The sequence below is a fragment of the Nonomuraea sp. NPDC003214 genome (assembly GCF_053590035.1).
On record NZ_JBSFSX010000006.1, the window covers coordinates 391,037 to 407,900 of the forward strand.

Below are 16,864 nucleotides of genomic sequence, written 5' to 3' on the forward strand. Positions count from 1 at the left end.
ACGTACGAAGGAGCTGCACGCAGTGCGCATCCAGCAACACCCGGGCGACGAGCCTGCCTCCCCCGGCGACGCCGCCTCCCCCGAGGAGGCCACCAACGTCGGCAGGCTCGCCGCCACCATCGAACGGCTGCGCGAGCAGATCAGGCAGGCCCAGCACGCGGCCGAGGGCCGGGCGCTCATCGAGCTGGCCAAGGGCATCCTGATCGAGCGGCTGCGCTGCGGCCCCGCCGAGGCGGCCCGCCAGCTGGCCGACCTGGCCGACAAGGCCGGGCTCTCCCCGCTGGAGCTGGCCGCCGACCTCATCGACCAGGCGGCGCACGACCGCCTGAGCGACGCCGCGCGCGACTTCCTCGCCTGGGCGCGGAGCGAGCCGGGCGGCGCCGGCGCGGACGACACCTCCATCGCGGTGCGGCTGCGCGCGGCCGAGAGTGGCGCGCTCGTCGCCACGGACAGCCAGCTCGTCGCCGAATCCCTGCTGGAGCACGCGCTCGCCCCGCTGGGCGCGACGGCGGTCGCCGTGTGGGCGGCCGGCGCCGACGCCTCGCTCACGCTGACCGGCTACGCCGGCTACAGCGCCGAGGAGGCCAGGCGCTGGCGGTACGTGCCGCCCGGCGTGGCGACGCCCGCCCGGCGGGCGCTGGTCGAACGCCGGACCGTCTGGTTCCCCAGCCTCTCCGGCACCGGCCTGCCCTCCATCGGCCACCACCACCTGCCGGGCGGCCGGGTGGCCGTCCCCGCCGGCACCGGAGGGCGCGTCCTCGGCGTGCTGGAGATCGGCTGGCCGCACGCGCTTGAGCCGCAGCCGCCGCAGATCCACAAGCAGGTCGAGGCGCTGGCCGAGCTGTGCGCGCACACGCTCGAACCCTGCGAGGAGCCCGCGCCCGACCTGGCCGAGCTGGTCAACCTCACCGACGGGCTGCACGACTCCGCGCTGCTGCTCCGGCCCGCGTTCGGCAAGGACGGGCTGCTCGCCGACTTCCTCATCGAGCACGCCAACAACTGCTTCGCCGACCCCGCCGGACGCCCCCGCGCCGCCGTGACGGGGGCCACGATGCTGGAGGCGTACCCGCTGGCCGCCCACGACGACGGGCTGTTCGGCAAGATCGAGCACGTGTACGGGACGGGCGAGCCGTACCGGGCCGAGCGGGTGCCGCTCACGGCGCTGGTCGACCAGGTGCCGCTCACCACGGTCGCCGACATCAGCATCACCCGCCACGGCGACTGCGTCCTGCTCATCTGGCGGGTCCAGGACGAGGCCGTCCGCCTGGCCAGCCTGCTCCAGCACGCCCAGCGCCTCGGCCGCATCGGCGGCTTCGAGCAGGACGTGCAGACCGGCGAGATCACCTGGAACAGCGAGCTGTTCAACCTGTACGGCCTGCCGCCCGGCGAGCACCCGATCCCGCTGGACCGGCTGGCCGAGCACGCCCACCCCGACGACGCCACCGCCATCGGCCGCTTCCTGCGGACCGTGCTGCACCACCGGCTGCCCGCCTCGGTCGCCTTCCGCCTCCAGCGCCCCGACGGGGTGTCCCGCCACACCCGGGTGGTGGCCGAGCCCGTCATCGACGCCGAGGGCCGCATGCTGGCGGTACGCGGCGCGTACCAGGACGTCTCGGCCCAGCACTGGACCGAGGTGGCGCTGGCCGCCACCCGCGACCAGCTCGCCCACTCCGAGCAGCAGATCTCCGAGCGCAACCGGCTCACCCTGCAGCTCCAGCGGGCCATCATGCCGCCCGCCCAGCGGATCATCGAGGCGTCCGGGCTGCACATCGCGGTCCGCTACCGGCCCGCCGAGAAGGAGCATCTCGTCGGCGGCGACTGGTACGACACCGTCGTGCTGCCCTCCAAGCAGGTGCTGCTCTCGCTCGGCGACGTCGCCGGCCACGGCATCGAGGCCGCCACCGGCATGGTCATCCTGCGCAACGCCCTGCGCGGCCTGGCCGTCACCGGAGCCGGGCCCGGCCAGCTCATGACGTGGCTCAACATGGTCGCCCACCACCTGACCAACAGCCTGACCGCCACCGCGCTCTGCGGCCTGTACGACCCGGCGACCCGGGTGCTGCGCTGGGCCAGGGCCGGGCACCTGCCGCCGATCCTGGTGCGGGACGGCACGGCCGAGGAACTGCCGCTGGTTCACGGGATCATGCTCGGCGCCATCGCCGAGACCGACTACGAGGAGGGGCAGATCCGCCTGGCGGGCGAGGACACGCTGCTCATGTACACCGACGGGCTCATCGAGCGCCGGGACCGCGCCCTGCAGCACTCGCAGCAGCAGCTCCTGACGACGGTGCAGCACCCGGTGACGAGCCTCGAGCACCGCCTGGACCATCTCCTCACCCACAGCCATTCCGACACCGACGACGACACCTGCCTGCTCGGCATCCAGGTGCGCTGAGCACGCGGGCGGCGTGTCGTCAGGGCAGGTCGAGGGCCGTGCCGTACAGGCGCGACACGCTGATCCTGATCACCACGCGCCCTTCGCGGGCCTGCTGCTCCAGGAAGGCGGCGGGGTCGGGCCGGTCGCCGGCGAAGGCGAGCAGGTCGGCGGGGTCGCCGGACACCTCGGCCTCGCCCTCGGCGACGGCGAACGACCACACGTCGGGGCCCTGGACGTGCAGGGCGACGTGCGGGTCGCGGGCGATCTGGCGGGCCTTGAGCCGGCCGGCCGTGGTGGAGATCCGGATGACGCGCCCGGCGGGGTCCCATCGGTACAGGACCGTGGACAGGGCGGGGTGGCCGGTGCGCCGGACCGTCGCCAGCACGCCGAACTGCTGCCCTTCGAGCAGCTTGACCAGCTCGTCCTCGTTCAGCGGCCGGGGCGCGGGCCCCTGCTGGTTCTCGTCCATGGTTCTCCTCCGTCGTGCGGCTGCCAACGAGAGGACCGTAACAGATAGTTTCGTTGCAGACAATCTAGCCGCCGTAGCGGGCGGCGATCGCGGCGGCGCGGTCGCGCAGCGCGTCGCGCAGCCACTGCGGCTCCAGCGCCTCCGCGTTCGTGGTGAGCTGCCACAGCGCCCATTCGGCGTGCCTGCGGTCCTGGAAGGACACCTCCATCCGCAGCCACCCGTCCGCGTCGGCCCGCTCCGCGCGGACGGCCAGCGCGGTGCCCACCAGGTCCTCCCGCCGCACCGGGTTCACCCGCACGAGCACGCTGACCTGGTCGCCGCCGGCCCGGAACCGGGTGCTGCGCTCCTGCCAGGCCCGGTCCAGGTCGACCCGGTCCGGCCGCTCCGCGCGCTCGGCGAGCTCCTCGGCCGCCAGGATCCGCGACAGCCGGTACGTGCGGTCCGCGCCCGCCCGTGTGGCCAGCAGATAGCCGCGTTCGCGCACGGTGACCAGGCCGATCGGGTCCACCGTGCGCCACTGCGCCGCCTGGTTCACGGCCGCGTAGTGGATGCGCAGCTTGTGCCCGGCGAACACCGCGCGCAGCACCTCGGCCACGATCGCGTCGGGCACCTCCTCGTCGGCCAGGCGGCGTGAGAGCAGGTCGGTCTCCGGGTCGATGAGCAGCCGCTCGGCCGCGCCCGCCGCCGTGTCCCGGTAGCTCTCCGGCAGCGCGTCGACCACCTTGAGCATCGCCGAGGCGAGCGCCGAGCCGAGCCCGAACGCCTGCGCCCCGCGCCGCGACCCGGCCACCAGCAGGGCGAGGGCCTCGTCGTGGTTCAGCCCGGTCAGCTCGGTCCGGAAGCCGGGCAGCAGCGCGAACCCGCCGTGCCGGCCGCGCTCGGCGTACACGGGGACGCCCGCCGAGGACAGCGCCTCGATGTCGCGCAGCACGGTCCGGGTGGACACCTCCAGCTCCCGGGCCAGCGCGGTCGCGGACATCCGGCCGTGCCGGCGCAGCAGCAGCACCAGAGAGACCAACCGGTCGGCGCGCATATCCCAAACTGTACCGAAATACACGACAAAAGATGTCGTGATTGGCTGCGAGGCTCTTGCCCGATCGGAACGCGATTGTCGATGAACCGAATGGAGCCGACATGGCAGTGGAACGAACGGCCGTCAACCCGTGGGCGTGGTCGCAGCAGCTCGGATACCACCAGGGTGAGGTGGTCTCCGGGCACACCCGGACCCTGTACTGCTCGGGGCAGACGGCGATGAACGGCGACGGCAAGCCCGAGCACGCCGACGACATGGCGGCGCAGCTGGCGCTGAGCCTGGACAACCTGGAGGCCGTGCTGGGCGAGGCCGGGATGTCGCTGGCGAACCTGGTCCGGCTCAACGTCTACACCACCGACGTCGACCGGCTCTTCGAGCACTACGGCGTGCTGGCGTCGCGGCTGGGCGCCGCCGGGGTGGCGCCGCCCACCACGATGCTCGGGGTGACCAGGCTGGCGATCCCCACCTTGATGATCGAACTGGAGGGCACCGCCGTCGCGTGACCCCCCGCCGCCTCCGGCATCCCCTGCCGGAGGCGGCAGGCCGTCACAGGGTCAGGTCGCGGCGGCGGAGCCCGTACAGGCCGAGCGCGGTGAAGGCGGCCGCCACGAGCGTGAGGCCGAGCAGCGTGCCGGGCCCGGGGTCGGCCAGCGTGGAGTAGTGGACGTGCGCGAACGGCGAGATCATGAAGACCTGGTCGCTCACCAGCCGGAGCTCCCAGCCGAGTTCGAGGGCGATGGCGAGCGCCAGCGCGGTCCACGCGACGACCGTCCCGGCGCGCCGGAACAGGCCGTACGCCGCCACGGCGACACCGGCCATCACCCAGACGCCGGGCAGGACGACCGTGGTGAGGGCCAGGCCGGAGCCGACGTCGCCGCTGCCCAGGCCCAGGCCGAGCCCGGCGACCACGAGCATGGCGCCGGGCACCGCCGCCGCGAACGCCAGATGGCCGAGGACCCAGCGCGCCCGGCTCACCGGCCCGGACAGGAACAGCTCGGTGGCCCCCTCGCCGCGCAGCCGGAGCACGGTCATGATCGCGTACAGGGACATGGAGAACACGGCCAGCTCGTACACGACGAGCCGGAAGAAGATCTCCACGGGGTCGTCCGTGCCCGTCCGCCGGGCCCAGTGGTCCAGCCCGCCGCTCTGGCCGAACTGTTCCAGGACGCTCGGCCCGGCCAGCCCGAGCCCCGCGCCGACGAACGCGGCGCCCGCGATCCACGCCAGCGCGGCGCCCCGGTGGACGCGCCAGGCCAGCCCGAGCGGCCCGCGCAGCGCGGCCGGGGCGCGGGCGGGCCCGAGCCGCGGCGCCAGGAGGCCGCCGCCGAGGTCGCGCCGGGCCGACAGCGTGTAGGCGAGCCAGGCCAGGGCCGCGACGAACGCCGCGAGCAGCAGGAACACCCACCACCGCTCGGCGCCGAACGCGCGGGCGCGCAGGATCCAGCCGTTGGGGACGAGCCAGCCCAGCCATTCCAGGCCGGGACCGGCCAGGTCGCTGATGCCCCGGACCAGGTAGGCGGCGAAGAACACGGCGAAGGCCGCGGCCCCGGCCGTGCGGGCGCTCCGGGTGAGCTGCACGGTCACCGCGGCCAGCCCGGCCCCGAGCCAGCCGGCGGAGGCGGCCATCAGCCCCCAGGCGAGCGACCCGGCCAGGCCGAGCCCGGCGCTCGCGCCGACCACGGTGATCAGCAGGGCCAGGACGAGGTTCGCGCCGAGCACGACGGCGAGGGCGGCGGTGAGCGGGGCGTGGCGGCCCACGGCGGCCGAGCCGACGAGCTCGCGCCTCCCCTGCTCCTCGTCGGAGCGGGTGTGCTTGACCACGAGCAGGATGCTGGCCAGGGCGGCGAAGATCGTGGTGGCGGCGCCGCGCTGCTGGGCGGCGGCCGCGCCCACGCTGTCGCCGTACGCCGGTCCCTGCAGCAGCATGATGGCCGGGTTGTCGATGATGTTCACGAAGTAGTCGCGGCGCGCCTCCGGGGTCGGCAGCAGCTCGCGGATGGTGGTGACCGTGGCCGCGACGAAGAGCGTGACGCTCAGGATCCACAGCGGCTGCCAGACGCGGTCACGGCGCAGGATCAGCCGGATCAGGGTGCCGGTGTTCATCGGTAGTGCCTCATGAACAGCTCTTCGAGGGTGGGGGGCTGGGCGGTGATGTCGCGGATGCCGTACTCCGTCAGGCGGGTCAGGACCTCGCCGATGTGGTCGGCGTCGGCCTGGAAGCGGACGCGGCCTCCCTCGCCGGTGAGGTCGTGGACGTGGGGCAGGCCGGCCTCCGGAACCCTGGCCAGGTCGGCCGTGACCGAGATGCGCGTGAGGTGGCGCAGCTCGGCGAGCGTGCCGGACTCCACGATCCGGCCGTCGCGGATGATGCTCACCCGGTCGCAGAGCGCCTCGACCTCGGCGAGGATGTGGCTGGAGAGCAGGACCGTGCGGCCCGCGCGCCGCTCCTCGCCGATGACCTCGCGGAAGACCGCCTCCATCAGCGGGTCGAGCCCGGAGGTCGGCTCGTCGAGCAGCAGTAACTCCACCTCGGAGGCGAGCGCGGCGATCAGCGCGACCTTCTGCCGGTTGCCCTTGGAGTAGGTGCGGGCCTTCTTGCGCGGGTCCAGGGCGAACCGCTCGATCAGCTCGTCGCGCCGCTTGGCGTCGGCGCCGCCGCGCAGCCTGCCGAGCAGGTCGATCACCTCGCCGCCGGACAGGCTGGGCCACAGCGTGACGTCGCCGGGCACGTACGCGAGCCGCCGGTGCAGCTCGACGGCCTCGTTCCAGGGGTCGCCGCCCAGCAGGCTCACCTCGCCGGAGTCCTTGCGCAGCAGGCCGAGCAGGATGCGCAGGGTCGTGCTCTTGCCCGCGCCGTTGGGGCCGAGGAAGCCGTGCACCTCTCCTTCCCGCACGGTCAGGTCCAGCTGGTCCAGCGCGCGGACCTTGCCGAAGTTCTTGACCAGCCGGCGGATCCGGATCGCGTCAGGCATCGGGGTGCTCCTCGTCGTGGATGTCGGTGACGGCCTGGCGGATCCGGTCACCCTGCTGGGTGGCGATCCACTGCCCCATGTGCGCGTAGACGTCGAGCATGGCGGCGCCGAGCAGGCCGGAGTTCGGGCGGCGCAGCACGTCGATGCCGAGCCGTCTGGACAGGTGCTCGTGCAGGACGATCGTGCCCAGGTGCATCGCGGCCATGACGGCGGCGCGCTCGCGCACCTTCGCCTCGCCGGGGGTGAACGTGTCGGGCCAGGTGTCGGTGAAGAACCGCTCGGCCCCGGCCGAGCCCTCGTCGAACAGCTCGGCCGCCACGGGTGAGCCGTCGACCAGGGCGCGGGCCAGGTAGCGGACGCTGAGCTCGCTCGCCTCGTACATGCCCCTGAGGAAGTCGGCGTTGACCTCGGCCCCCTCCTGGACCCGGCCGGCGGCGCCCAGGACGGTGTCGCGGACGTGCTGGTCGCAGGCCTCCCGCAGGCGGTCCTTGGTGCCGAAGTGGTGCTGGACCAGGCCGACGGAGACGCCGGCGGCGTCGGCGATGTCCTTCAGCGTGGCGGCTTTGACGCCCCGGGCGGCGAACTGCTCCAGCGCGGCGTCGCGGATGCGGGCACGCGCGGTCAGGTCCTCCGGCGGGCGGTCCCCCGTTGGCGGTATCGACATACCAGGAACAATATCTGAATATTGGAAACCATATCAAGATATTGCCACAGCTACCCGGCGAGCTTCCCTTTATTTGAACGACCGTACTAGTTGTACTATCGTTCAAATATTCTTGCCTAGGGAGGATGTCATGCCCGAAGTCGTGACCCGGCGTGCGGGAACGCGGGAGTGGGCCGGTCTGGGACTGCTGGCACTGCCGACGGTGCTGCTCGGCCTGGACGTCACCGTGCTGTACCTGGTCCTGCCGAGCATGGCCGAGGCGCTGGACCCGTCAGCGACCCAGACGCTCTGGATCATGGACGCGTACGGGTTCTTCATCGCCGGGTTCCTCATCACGATGGGGACCCTGGGCGACCGGATCGGGCGGCGCCGCCTGCTGGTGATCGGGACGGCCGCGTTCGCCGCGGTGTCGGTGTTCGCCGCCTTCGCGCCGAACGCCGAGCTGCTGATCGTCGCCCGGGCGCTGCTCGGGGTCGCCGGGGCCACGCTGATGCCCTCGACGCTGTCGCTGATCTCGAACATGTTCGCCGACGCCCGGCAGCGCGCGGTCGCGATCGGGATCTGGGCGACGATGTTCGCCCTGGGCATGGCCGCCGGCCCGGTGGCCGGCGGCGCCCTGGTCAGCACGTTCTGGTGGGGCGCGGCGTTCCTGCTCGCCGTCCCCGTCGCGGTCGCCGTGCTCGCCGGGGCGCGGGCGCTGCTGCCCGAGTACGCCGACCCGCAGGCGGGCCGCCTCGACCTGGCCAGCGTCGGCCTGTCGCTGGCCGCGATCCTCCCGATCGTCTACGCGATCAAGCACGCGGCGGCGGACGGCCCCGGCCCCGGCACGGCGGCCCTGGCCGTCCTCGGCGCCGTGGCCGGGGCGCTCTTCGTACGGCGTCAGCGCGGCCTGGCCTCACCCCTGCTGGACGTCACGCTGTTCAGCAGCCGGGCGTTCTCCGCGGCGCTGGCCGTGCTGCTGATCGGGCTGGTCGGCGTGGGCGGGACCATGTACCTGGTCACCCAGTACCTCCAGCTCGTCGAGGGCCTGACGCCGTTCGCGGCCGGCCTGTGGATGGGACCGCCCGCCCTGGCGATGTTCGCCGCGGCGATCGGCGCGCCGATCATCGCCAGGCGGATGCGTCCCGGCCTGGTCATGGCGCTCATGCTCGCCCTCTCGGTGATCGGCTACGCGCTGCTGGCCACCGCCGGCACCGGGGACGCGGCACGGGTGGTGGCCGGGTTCGCCTTCGTCTACCTCGGCCTCGGCGCGATCGCCGCCCTCGGCACCGACATGGTCGTCGGCGCCGCGCCGGCCTCGAAGTCCGGGTCGGCCGCCGCGATGTCCGAGACCGTCCAGGAACTCGGCATCGCCGTCGGCGTCGCCGTCCTCGGCAGCCTCACCACCGTCCTCTACACCGCCCGCATGACCGCTCCCGCGGACGTCCCGCCCGAGCTCGCGGCGCGTCTCACCGACAGCCTGCCCGGCGCGCTGTCGGTCGCCGGCCAGGTGCCCGCCCCGGTGGTACGGGAGGCGCAGGCGCTGTTCACCAGCGGGGTGAACATCGCCTCGGCCGTGGCCGGCGTCGCGATCGTCGCGGCGGCGGCGCTGTGCCTGACGGCGCTGCGGCACGTGCGGCCTCTCGGGGAGAACGAGCGGTGACGTGCTCGTCCACCCTGGCTCGTCTACCCTGGACCTCACGGGAGGGGTTCATGAACGACGACAGCGGGCACGTCGACGGCCGCAAGGCCCGGGGCCACCGGCGCCGCGCCGAGATCATCGAGGCCACCCTCGCCGTCGTGACGCGCGAGGGCGCGGCGGGCGTCACCCACCGCACCGTCGCCAAGCAGGCCGGCATCACCACCAGCCTGAGCACCTACTACTTCGCCACCCTCGACGACCTGCTCGTCGCGGCCCTGTCCAGCGTCGCCGACACCTACACCCGGCGCATCCGCCAGATCATCGACGGCCCCGGCGACAAGCTCCGCGCGCTGGCCGAGCTGATCGCCGAGTCCGGCGGCCCCGGCCGTGACCACGCCCTGGCCGAGCGCGAGCTGTCCACCCTGGCGGCTCGCCGCCCGGCGCTCGCGCCCGTCGCCCGCCGCTGGCGCCAGGACATCGGCGAGCTCGCCGCCACCCTCACCGACGATCCCGAGGCCGTCGCCGCCGTCGTCGCCGCCGCCGACGGCCTGTGCACCGCCATCCTCATCGACAACGCCCCCGCCGACGCCGGCTACGTGCACCGCATCCTGACCCGCGCCGTCCACGCGCACCCCGCCGCCGCCGTCTCCTGAGCGGCCCTGGGGCTCATTCCTCGGCTCATTCCTCCTCGATGCGCACGGTGCCCGCGGCGCCGTCGATGGTGATGAGCTGGCCCGTCCTGATCTCGCGGGTGGCGTCGCGCACGCAGATGACGGCCGGGATGCCGTACTCCCTGGCCACGGTCGGGCCGTGCGCGACCGGGGAGCCCGTCTCCGTGACCAGGCCCGCCGTCGTCAGGAAGAGCGGCGTCCAGCCGGGGTCGGTGGTGGGCGCGACCAGGATCTCGCCCGGCTCGATGTACGCGCCGGCCGGGTCGTGGATCACCCGCGCCCGCCCGGTCGCGCGGCCCGCCGCCCCGGCCATGCCGGTGAGCACCCCGTCGCCCGCCTGAAACGGCGGCGCGAGCGCCTCCACGTCGGTGCCGTCGGACAGCAGCGCGCCGGGGACGCTGGGCCGCCGCAGCTCACGCTCGTACGCGGCGCGCCGGGCCGCGATCACCTCGCGCAGGTCCGCGCCCCGGACGGCCTGGCAGGCCTCGGCCAGGTCGAGGAACATGATGTCGTCCGGCCGCTCGAACAGCTCCGCGCCGGCCAGCAGCAGCTGCTCCCGCGCCGCCCGCAGCGGGATCAGCCAGGCGAACTTCCCCAGCTCGCGCAGCCCGGTGAGCTCGCGGGACCTGCGCATGAGGAAGACCGCGACCCTGCCGCGGACCGGCCGCCCGCGCGTGGCACGCCGCGCCAGCGCGGCGAGCGTCCGCTCCGCCCGATCCGCGGCGCGCTCGAAGCGCCGGTCCGGCGCCTGCTCGGGATCGTCGACCCGCAGGTAGTTGGCGATCGTGGCGAACAGCGGCGCCGGGTCCTCCGCCCAGCGCGGCATGCCGACGTCGATCTCGGCCGCGGCCCGCAGCCCGTACCTCTCCAGGAACTGCGCCAGGCCGATGTCGGGCAGGTCGCCGTCCCGGTAGCGGGCGGCGAGCTCCGGCGCGGGGGTGCCGGCGAACAGCTCCCGGTGCTCGCGCGCGTTGACGGCGAGCCGCCACAGGGCCAGGTCCATCTCGGTGGTCACGTTGTACGGCATGCCGCCGAGGACGGTGTCCAGCTCCTCCTCCGTGGCCACCCCGTCGAGCAGGGCGGAGGGGACGGTGCCCGCCACGATCCCGGCGGTCAGCGGCCAGACGATGCCCTGCATGTCCAGGGTCATGATCGGCCGGTGCGAGTCCTCCGCCACCCAGCGCAGGCGTTCGGCGGCGCTCGCGTCCGGTCCGGGCGGCACGGTCAGCCGCCTGATCCGCCGGACGCCGCGGTAGGCCCGGCCCCGCGCGGCGTCCGGCCAGGCCAGCGCGGCGACCACGCCGGCGACGGCCCGGGGGGCGATGCGCACGACCCCCTTGACCACGGCGCGCACGTCGAACGGCAGGCCGGGCCGCGGGGCGAAGCGCGGGTCGTCCAGCATCCGCCGCACGGCGCTCTGCACGCGCGGGCCGTACACCTCCAAGGACGTGCCGAGCCGGTCGCGCATCGCCTTGCTGCGCAGGAAGTCGGTCAGGTCGAAGTAGAGCCTGCCGCCGATCGCGACCATCCGGGGCAGCGGGTCGCGGCGGTCGATCTTGGCTCCGGCCGCTTCGAACCACAGGCCCGCGCCGGTCCTGAGCATCGACACGCCCATCGGCGTCATCGGCCGCAGCATGCCCTGGATGTGGCCGAATTCCAGGTAGAGCCGGGTGTCGGCGGTCGCGGGCGGCGCCGGGAACAGCGTCGTGACCGGGCGGGACTGCAGTAACCACAGCACGCCGTCCCGGTCGAGGGCCCACTCGACGTCCTGCGGCGAGCCGAAGTGCTCGCGCAGCCGCAGGCCCGCCGCGCGCAGGTCCTCCAGCCAGCCGGTCTGCGGGGCGTCGTCGTCGAACTCGTAGTGGTCGGGCACCACGGTGCCGTCGACGATCGCGGTGCCCAGGCCCTCCGCGGCGTCCACGACCATCTGGGTGCGCCGGCCGGTGATCGGGTTCGCCGTGAACAGCACCCCGGCGCGCTCGGGGTCGACCATCCGCTGCACCACGACGGCCATCGCCGCGTCCTCGATCCCGGCGTTCGCCCGGTAGGCCACGGCGCGCTCGGTGTGCAGCGAGTCCCAGCAGCGGCGGACGGCCTCGGCCAGCGCGTCCTGGCCCTCCACACCCAGGTAGGTGTCCTGCTGGCCGGCGAAACTGGCGTGCGGCAGGTCCTCGGCGGTGGCGCTCGACCGCACCGCCACCTTCCCGCCGCCGAGCCGCTCGTAGGCGCGGGCCAGCTCCTCCTGCGGGACCTGCCCGCTCGCGTAGGCCTCGACGGTCACGCAGAAGCCGTCGGGGACCCGCTCCCCCGCTCTGATCATCTCCCCGAGCCCGGCGGCCTTGCCGCCCACCAGGCCGATCATCGAGGCGTCGATCTCGGCCAGCCGGATCAGCTTCATCCCGGATCCTCCTCGCAGCCGTGGCGCCCGAATCCGGCCGGTCCGCCACCCGGAACGGCCGGTCGGCGCGGTCCCCGTGAACCCGCAGCAGCCTTCAGCAGTCAATCTACGCGTACGTGCCCATCCGTCCAGTAGGCGGCGGCCACCCGGTCAGGCCAGGGTCTCCAGGACCTGGACCGCCCGCTGGACGCCGTTCTCGGCGCGGACGCGCTCGCCGGTCTCGGCGGCGGCGCGGGCCAGGTCCCGGTCGGTGACGGCCCGGCGGATGGCCTCGGCCAGGCCGTGCGGGGTGAGGCGGCGCTGCGGCTGCGGGGCCGGGGCGACCCCGGCGGCGTGCGCGCGGGCGGCCCAGAACGGCTGGTCGGCCACGAACGGGCAGAGGACCTGCGGCCTGCCCGCGGCCAGCGCGGCCCCGGTGGTGCCGCTGCCGCCGTGGTGCACGATCGCGGCCATGCGCGGGAACAGCCAGTCGTGCGGAGCCTGCTCCAGCGGGAACACCGCCTCGGGCAGGTCGCCGGTCCGCATCCCGCCCCAGCCGGTCGCCAGCACGGCGCGCACCCCGGCCAGCCGGACGGCCTCGGTGACCACGCGGCCGACCCGTACCGGATCGGTGCCCGCCATGCTGCCGAAGCCCACGTACACGGGAGGGGGCCCGTCCGCCAGGAAGGCGGCCAGCTCCGGCGGCGGCGACCAGCCGGAGGCGGCGGGAAGGAACCAGAAGCCGGTGGTGTGCACCCACGACGGGTAGTCGAGCCCGCCGGGCAGCAGGCTGGTGCTGAACGCCTGCAGCACCGTGGCCGGGCGGCCGTCGGGGCGGCGCAGGATGTCATGGCGGCCCCGGCGGCGCGGCAGGCCGAGCCTTCCGGCGCGCAGCCTGTCGGCGACGCCGCCGAACGAGCGGAGCATCAGCTTGATCGGCAGGTACGACGCCCGGTTCAGCGCCCGGGGCAGCGGCACCGGGATCATCGGGTTGCGGAACGCGGCGGTCGGCACCCAGACCGGTTGCATCGTGGCGGGCACCGCGGGCACGCCCAGCCGTTCGGCGAAGTGCTGAGCGGGGATGCCCGGGGCGTGCACCACCAGGTCGGCGCCGTCCTCCGCCACGTCCGCCATGTCGTCGAAGACCCGGGCCATGAGCGGCTTGCTGCGCCGCATGACGCGCAGGGCGACCTTCTTGCCGCGCAGGCCCCGGTAGTTCGTCTCGATCGCCTCGAGGATCTCGGGGTCGTCGATGAGCGTGTTCGGCCCGTCATGGACCGGCGCGAACGCCAGCCCGTACGGCTCGGCCAGGGACGCCATCGCCGCCGGGGCGGCCAGGACCGGTTCGTGGCCGGCCGTTCTCAGGGCGAGGGCGAGGGCCGCGTACGGCTGCACGTCGCCGCGGGTGCCGTGGGTGAGGATGAGGACCTTCATCGGTGCTCCCTGCTCGGAGGAACTGCTGCGTTCGCCGACCAGGCTTCCCGGCACACCGTCGCCCCGCTGCGGGGGCGAATACCGTCACCTTACCCAAAGTTCTGAAATTTCTGAAGGTTCATGGGCTCGGCTATTCTGATCTCCGGAGGTGACGCGGTGAGCGAGCGGGAACGGTGGGAGGCCGCCGAACGGCTGGCGCTGGTGCTGACCGAGGGCGGCCTGCAACGCATGTCGGCCCGCGCCCTGGCGGTCTTCCTGTTCACCGGCGCGGAGACGGTCACCATGGGCGACATCGCCGACCGGCTCGGCGTCAGCGCGGGCTCCGTGTCCGGCGCCGTCAAGGCGCTGCTCTCCACCGGGCTGATCGAGCGGCTGCCCGCGCCCGGCAGCCGCCGCGAGCACTACCGGCTGCGCGACGACGCCTGGCCCACCCTGTTCTCCACCCAGAACACCGTCGTCCACACCATGCTGGAGGCCGCCGAGACCGGCATCGCCACCACCGCCCCCGGCGACCCGGCCCACGTCCGGCTCGCGCGGATGCGCGACTTCTACCAGTTCCTCCTGGGCGAGCTGCCGGGCCTGCTGCACCGCTGGCAGCAGCGGAACGGCTGACCCGGCCCCGGGATCCGGCGCAGGGCGCCGGGCACGCTCACGGGCGGCGGATGCGGCGCGTCACGGCGGTGTGCCAGGCGGGGACCTCGCGCTCGTCGTCGAACCAGCGGGCCACCACGATGTCGGTCGAGGAGTGCAGCAGGATCGACACCACGATGGTCACCGCGACGTACTGGAACACCGGTTCGGCGACCGCGATGCCGGAGCCGAGCACGAGCAGCCCGTACACGACCGAGGCGAAGCCCTTGGGCCCGAACCAGGCCACGGCCGCCTGCTCGCGCACCGACAGCCCCGAGCGCAGGAACGACAGCCAGATCGCCACCGGCCGCGCCACCACCAGCGCGAGCACCGCGAACAGCCAGCCGGCCCAGCCGACCGCCCCCAGCAGCGCCGGCGTGATCAGCGCCCCGAACACCAGCAGCGCGGCCAGCTTGAACACCTCGGCGATGAGCTCGCCGAAGTGCTCGAACGACTCCCGCTGCCGGGGCCCGAACGTGGCCACGGTGATTCCGGCCGAGAACGCGGCCAGGAACAGGTTGCCGTGCGTGGCCTTGCCGACGGCGAGCACGAGCAGGCCGATGGCCAGCGCGTTGAGCGGCTCGTAGGCGGTGGACGCGGCGAACCAGCGGGTGCGCTCCAGCTTGATCGCCGCCCACGGGATCGCGACCCCGATGACGATGCCCAGCCCGAGCTCCAGCCCCAGCTCGCCCAGGTGCAGATCGTGCGACCCCGCCGCGACGGCCAGGAAGACGATCACGAACGGCAGCGCCAGGCCGTCGTTGACGCCGGACTCGACGTTCAGCAACTGGCGCAGCCGGGGCGGCACCTTGTCGTTGCCGACCAGGGCCGCGGCGAACACCGGGTCGGTGGGCGCCAGGATCGCGCCGATGAGCAGCGCCTCGACCCAGCCGAGGCCGAGCAGGTAGTGGGCGCCGAGCGCGGTGATGGCCAGCGTGAGCGGCAGGCCCCAGCCCAGCGCCCGTCCGGGGAGCCGCCAGGCGCTGCGCAGCTCGGTCCAGCCCACCCGCATGCCGTCGGTGAACAGCACCGTGAACAGGGCCAGCTCGGCGAGCGTGGCGACCAGGTCGTCGCCGGGACTCAGCGACACGACGCCGAGCACGCCGTCGCCCAGCACGAACCCGGCCACCAGGAACAGCGCGGCCGTGGACAGGATGGTGCGGTGGGCCAGGCTCGACAGCAGCACGGCGAGCAGGAGCACGCAGGCGAAGGCGGTCAGCAGCACGCCCATCAGGGACACCGCGCAGGGAAGATCATCGGGCACCTCCGGTCGGGACAGAGAACCATCTTGCCGACCAGGCTTCCCGGCGCACCGCGCTCACCCTAACAGCAGCGCCGCCCGGGCGACAGACGCCGCCGTGCGGGCGATGCGACGGGGCGGCGGGGGCGGCTCAGGTGAGTTCGAGGCCGCCGTCGACGGTGAGGACCTGGCCGGTGACCCAGGCGGTCGCGGGGGTGGCGAGGTGGACGATCCAGGCGGCGACCTCCTCGGGGACGCCGCGGCGGCCGAGCGGGATGCGGGCGGCCTCGTCCCGTTTGATCTGCTCGACGACGTCGTCCGGCAGGCCGGCGGCGGCCAGGGCCTGGCTCTCGGTGGGGCCGGGGGCCAGGGCGTTGACGCGGATGCCGTCGGCGGCCAGCTCCAGCGCCCAGCTGCGGGTGAGCTGTTCGAGTGCGGCCTTGGAGGCGGCGTAGTGGGCGGCGCCGGGCAGCGGCCGGTGGCCGTAGGTGCTGGAGACGTTGACGATCACGCCCCGGGCGGCGCGCAGGTGCGGCAGGGCGGCGGCGGCGAGCAGGCTGGGCGCGGTGACGTTGAGGGCGAACAGGTCGGCGACGCCGTCGGCGGTGACCTCGGCCAGGGGCATCCTCCTGGTGGCTCCGGCGTTGTTGACCAGCACGTCCACGGCGCCCCACCGGTCGACGGCGGCCTCGGCGACCTGCCGGGGGGCGTCCGGGTCACGCAGGTCGGCGGCGTGGACGGCGATGCCGGGGTGGCCGTCGGCGGTCTCCTCCAGCGCCGGCAGGCGGCGGGCGACGCCGAGCACGCGGGCTCCGGCGCGGGCGAACTCCCGGGCGGCGGCCCGGCCGATGCCCGAGCCGGCGCCGGTGACGATGACGGCCTTGCCGGTGAGGTCCGCGCGGGGCTGCTGGTCCACCATGAACTCCTTTGTTCGTTGTTCGTGAAACGTCGAACAAGGTAGCATGAGGCCGTGAAGCAGGCGCAGCATCCCGAGCTTGAGCAGATGACCCTCGTCGCGGTGCTGGGCGCGCTCAGCGACCCGATCCGCGTCGGGCTGGTGCGCGTGCTGGCCGACGGCCACGAGCGGGGCTGGGGCGAGCTGCGCGCGCCCGTCGCCAAGTCGACGCTCAGCCACCATCTGCGCGTGCTGCGCGACGCCGGCATCACCCGCACCCGGCAGGAGGGCACCCGCTGCTTCGTGCGGCTGCGCCGCGCCGACCTGGACGTCCGCTTCCCCGGGCTGCTCGACGTGGTGCTCCAGGTGGCGGACGCCGACGACGTCGGCGCGCACGTCGGGACGCACGACAGCCCGCAGCCCGCCTGAACCGGGCGGGCCGTCATCGCCTCGTAAGGAATCGGGCCGCCGCGCGCTCCTA

The 16,864-nt window shown here is 74.1% G+C and carries 15 protein-coding genes; 6 read left to right on the plus strand and 9 right to left on the minus strand.

Annotation, left to right across the window (positions count from 1 at the left end; all coding sequences use genetic code 11):
- Window positions 1–22 precede the first annotated feature (22 nt).
- On the plus strand, window positions 23–2,395 hold the full coding sequence (locus tag ACWDXC_RS20900) for a SpoIIE family protein phosphatase (RefSeq protein WP_449984309.1): 2,373 nt from the start codon (window positions 23–25) through the stop codon (window positions 2,393–2,395).
- Window positions 2,396–2,414: 19 nt separating this feature from the next.
- Here the strand turns inward: ACWDXC_RS20900 and ACWDXC_RS20905 are convergent, their stop codons facing one another.
- The gene (locus ACWDXC_RS20905; protein WP_449984311.1) at window positions 2,415–2,846 is read right to left on the minus strand and encodes a pyridoxamine 5'-phosphate oxidase family protein; all 432 of its coding nucleotides are present in this window, start codon (window positions 2,844–2,846) and stop codon (window positions 2,415–2,417) included.
- Between the two features lie 64 nt (window positions 2,847–2,910).
- Entirely contained in the window at window positions 2,911–3,879 is a 969-nt protein-coding gene (locus ACWDXC_RS20910; RefSeq protein WP_219509458.1) for a helix-turn-helix transcriptional regulator, read from the minus strand.
- A 107-nt stretch (window positions 3,880–3,986) separates the two neighbouring features.
- On the opposite strand from ACWDXC_RS20910, the gene ACWDXC_RS20915 reads away from it, so the two are divergent.
- Window positions 3,987–4,382 (plus strand): RidA family protein, encoded by a 396-nt coding sequence (locus tag ACWDXC_RS20915; RefSeq protein ID WP_219509491.1) that lies wholly within the window; start codon window positions 3,987–3,989, stop codon window positions 4,380–4,382.
- A gap of 43 nt (window positions 4,383–4,425) precedes the next feature.
- On the opposite strand, the gene ACWDXC_RS20920 is transcribed toward ACWDXC_RS20915, so the two are convergent.
- From ACWDXC_RS20920 to ACWDXC_RS20930, 3 genes are read right to left on the minus strand one after another with little or no spacing between them, the layout of a single operon-like run.
- Window positions 4,426–5,982 carry an ABC transporter permease gene (locus ACWDXC_RS20920; protein WP_449984315.1) on the minus strand — a complete coding sequence of 519 codons (1,557 nt, stop codon included), beginning with the start codon at window positions 5,980–5,982 and terminating at the stop codon, window positions 4,426–4,428.
- Window positions 5,979–6,851 carry an ABC transporter ATP-binding protein gene (locus ACWDXC_RS20925; protein WP_449984318.1) on the minus strand — a complete coding sequence of 291 codons (873 nt, stop codon included), beginning with the start codon at window positions 6,849–6,851 and terminating at the stop codon, window positions 5,979–5,981. Before ACWDXC_RS20925 ends, ACWDXC_RS20920 begins: the two co-directional genes overlap by 4 nt.
- Entirely contained in the window at window positions 6,844–7,515 is a 672-nt protein-coding gene (locus ACWDXC_RS20930; protein WP_449984321.1) for a TetR/AcrR family transcriptional regulator, read from the minus strand. The genes ACWDXC_RS20925 and ACWDXC_RS20930 overlap by 8 nt, the downstream gene beginning before the upstream one ends.
- 130 nt (window positions 7,516–7,645) lie before the next feature.
- Between ACWDXC_RS20930 and ACWDXC_RS20935 the strand changes: the two genes are divergently transcribed.
- Window positions 7,646–9,157, plus strand: a complete 1,512-nt coding sequence (locus ACWDXC_RS20935) for an MFS transporter (protein ID WP_449984324.1) — start codon at window positions 7,646–7,648, stop codon at window positions 9,155–9,157.
- A gap of 50 nt (window positions 9,158–9,207) precedes the next feature.
- Window positions 9,208–9,789: a TetR/AcrR family transcriptional regulator gene (locus tag ACWDXC_RS20940; RefSeq protein WP_449984327.1), complete on the plus strand. Its 582-nt coding sequence runs from the start codon at window positions 9,208–9,210 to the stop codon at window positions 9,787–9,789.
- 25 nt (window positions 9,790–9,814) lie between these two features.
- Here the strand turns inward: ACWDXC_RS20940 and ACWDXC_RS20945 are convergent, their stop codons facing one another.
- Window positions 9,815–12,205 carry a PEP/pyruvate-binding domain-containing protein gene (locus tag ACWDXC_RS20945; RefSeq protein WP_449984330.1) on the minus strand — a complete coding sequence of 797 codons (2,391 nt, stop codon included), beginning with the start codon at window positions 12,203–12,205 and terminating at the stop codon, window positions 9,815–9,817.
- 150 nt (window positions 12,206–12,355) lie between these two features.
- Window positions 12,356–13,618 carry a glycosyltransferase gene (locus ACWDXC_RS20950; protein WP_449984332.1) on the minus strand — a complete coding sequence of 421 codons (1,263 nt, stop codon included), beginning with the start codon at window positions 13,616–13,618 and terminating at the stop codon, window positions 12,356–12,358.
- 156 nt (window positions 13,619–13,774) lie between these two features.
- Between ACWDXC_RS20950 and ACWDXC_RS20955 the strand changes: the two genes are divergently transcribed.
- Entirely contained in the window at window positions 13,775–14,230 is a 456-nt protein-coding gene (locus tag ACWDXC_RS20955) for a GbsR/MarR family transcriptional regulator (RefSeq protein WP_449984334.1), read from the plus strand.
- 37 nt (window positions 14,231–14,267) lie between these two features.
- Here the strand turns inward: ACWDXC_RS20955 and ACWDXC_RS20960 are convergent, their stop codons facing one another.
- A complete protein-coding gene (locus tag ACWDXC_RS20960; protein ID WP_219509465.1) occupies window positions 14,268–15,479 on the minus strand; it encodes a cation:proton antiporter in 1,212 nt (403 codons plus the stop codon).
- A 160-nt stretch (window positions 15,480–15,639) separates the two neighbouring features.
- A complete protein-coding gene (locus tag ACWDXC_RS20965) occupies window positions 15,640–16,407 on the minus strand; it encodes an SDR family NAD(P)-dependent oxidoreductase (RefSeq protein ID WP_449984337.1) in 768 nt (255 codons plus the stop codon).
- 51 nt (window positions 16,408–16,458) lie between these two features.
- Between ACWDXC_RS20965 and ACWDXC_RS20970 the strand changes: the two genes are divergently transcribed.
- Window positions 16,459–16,812: an ArsR/SmtB family transcription factor gene (locus tag ACWDXC_RS20970; protein ID WP_449984340.1), complete on the plus strand. Its 354-nt coding sequence runs from the start codon at window positions 16,459–16,461 to the stop codon at window positions 16,810–16,812.
- Window positions 16,813–16,864: the final 52 nt, after the last annotated feature.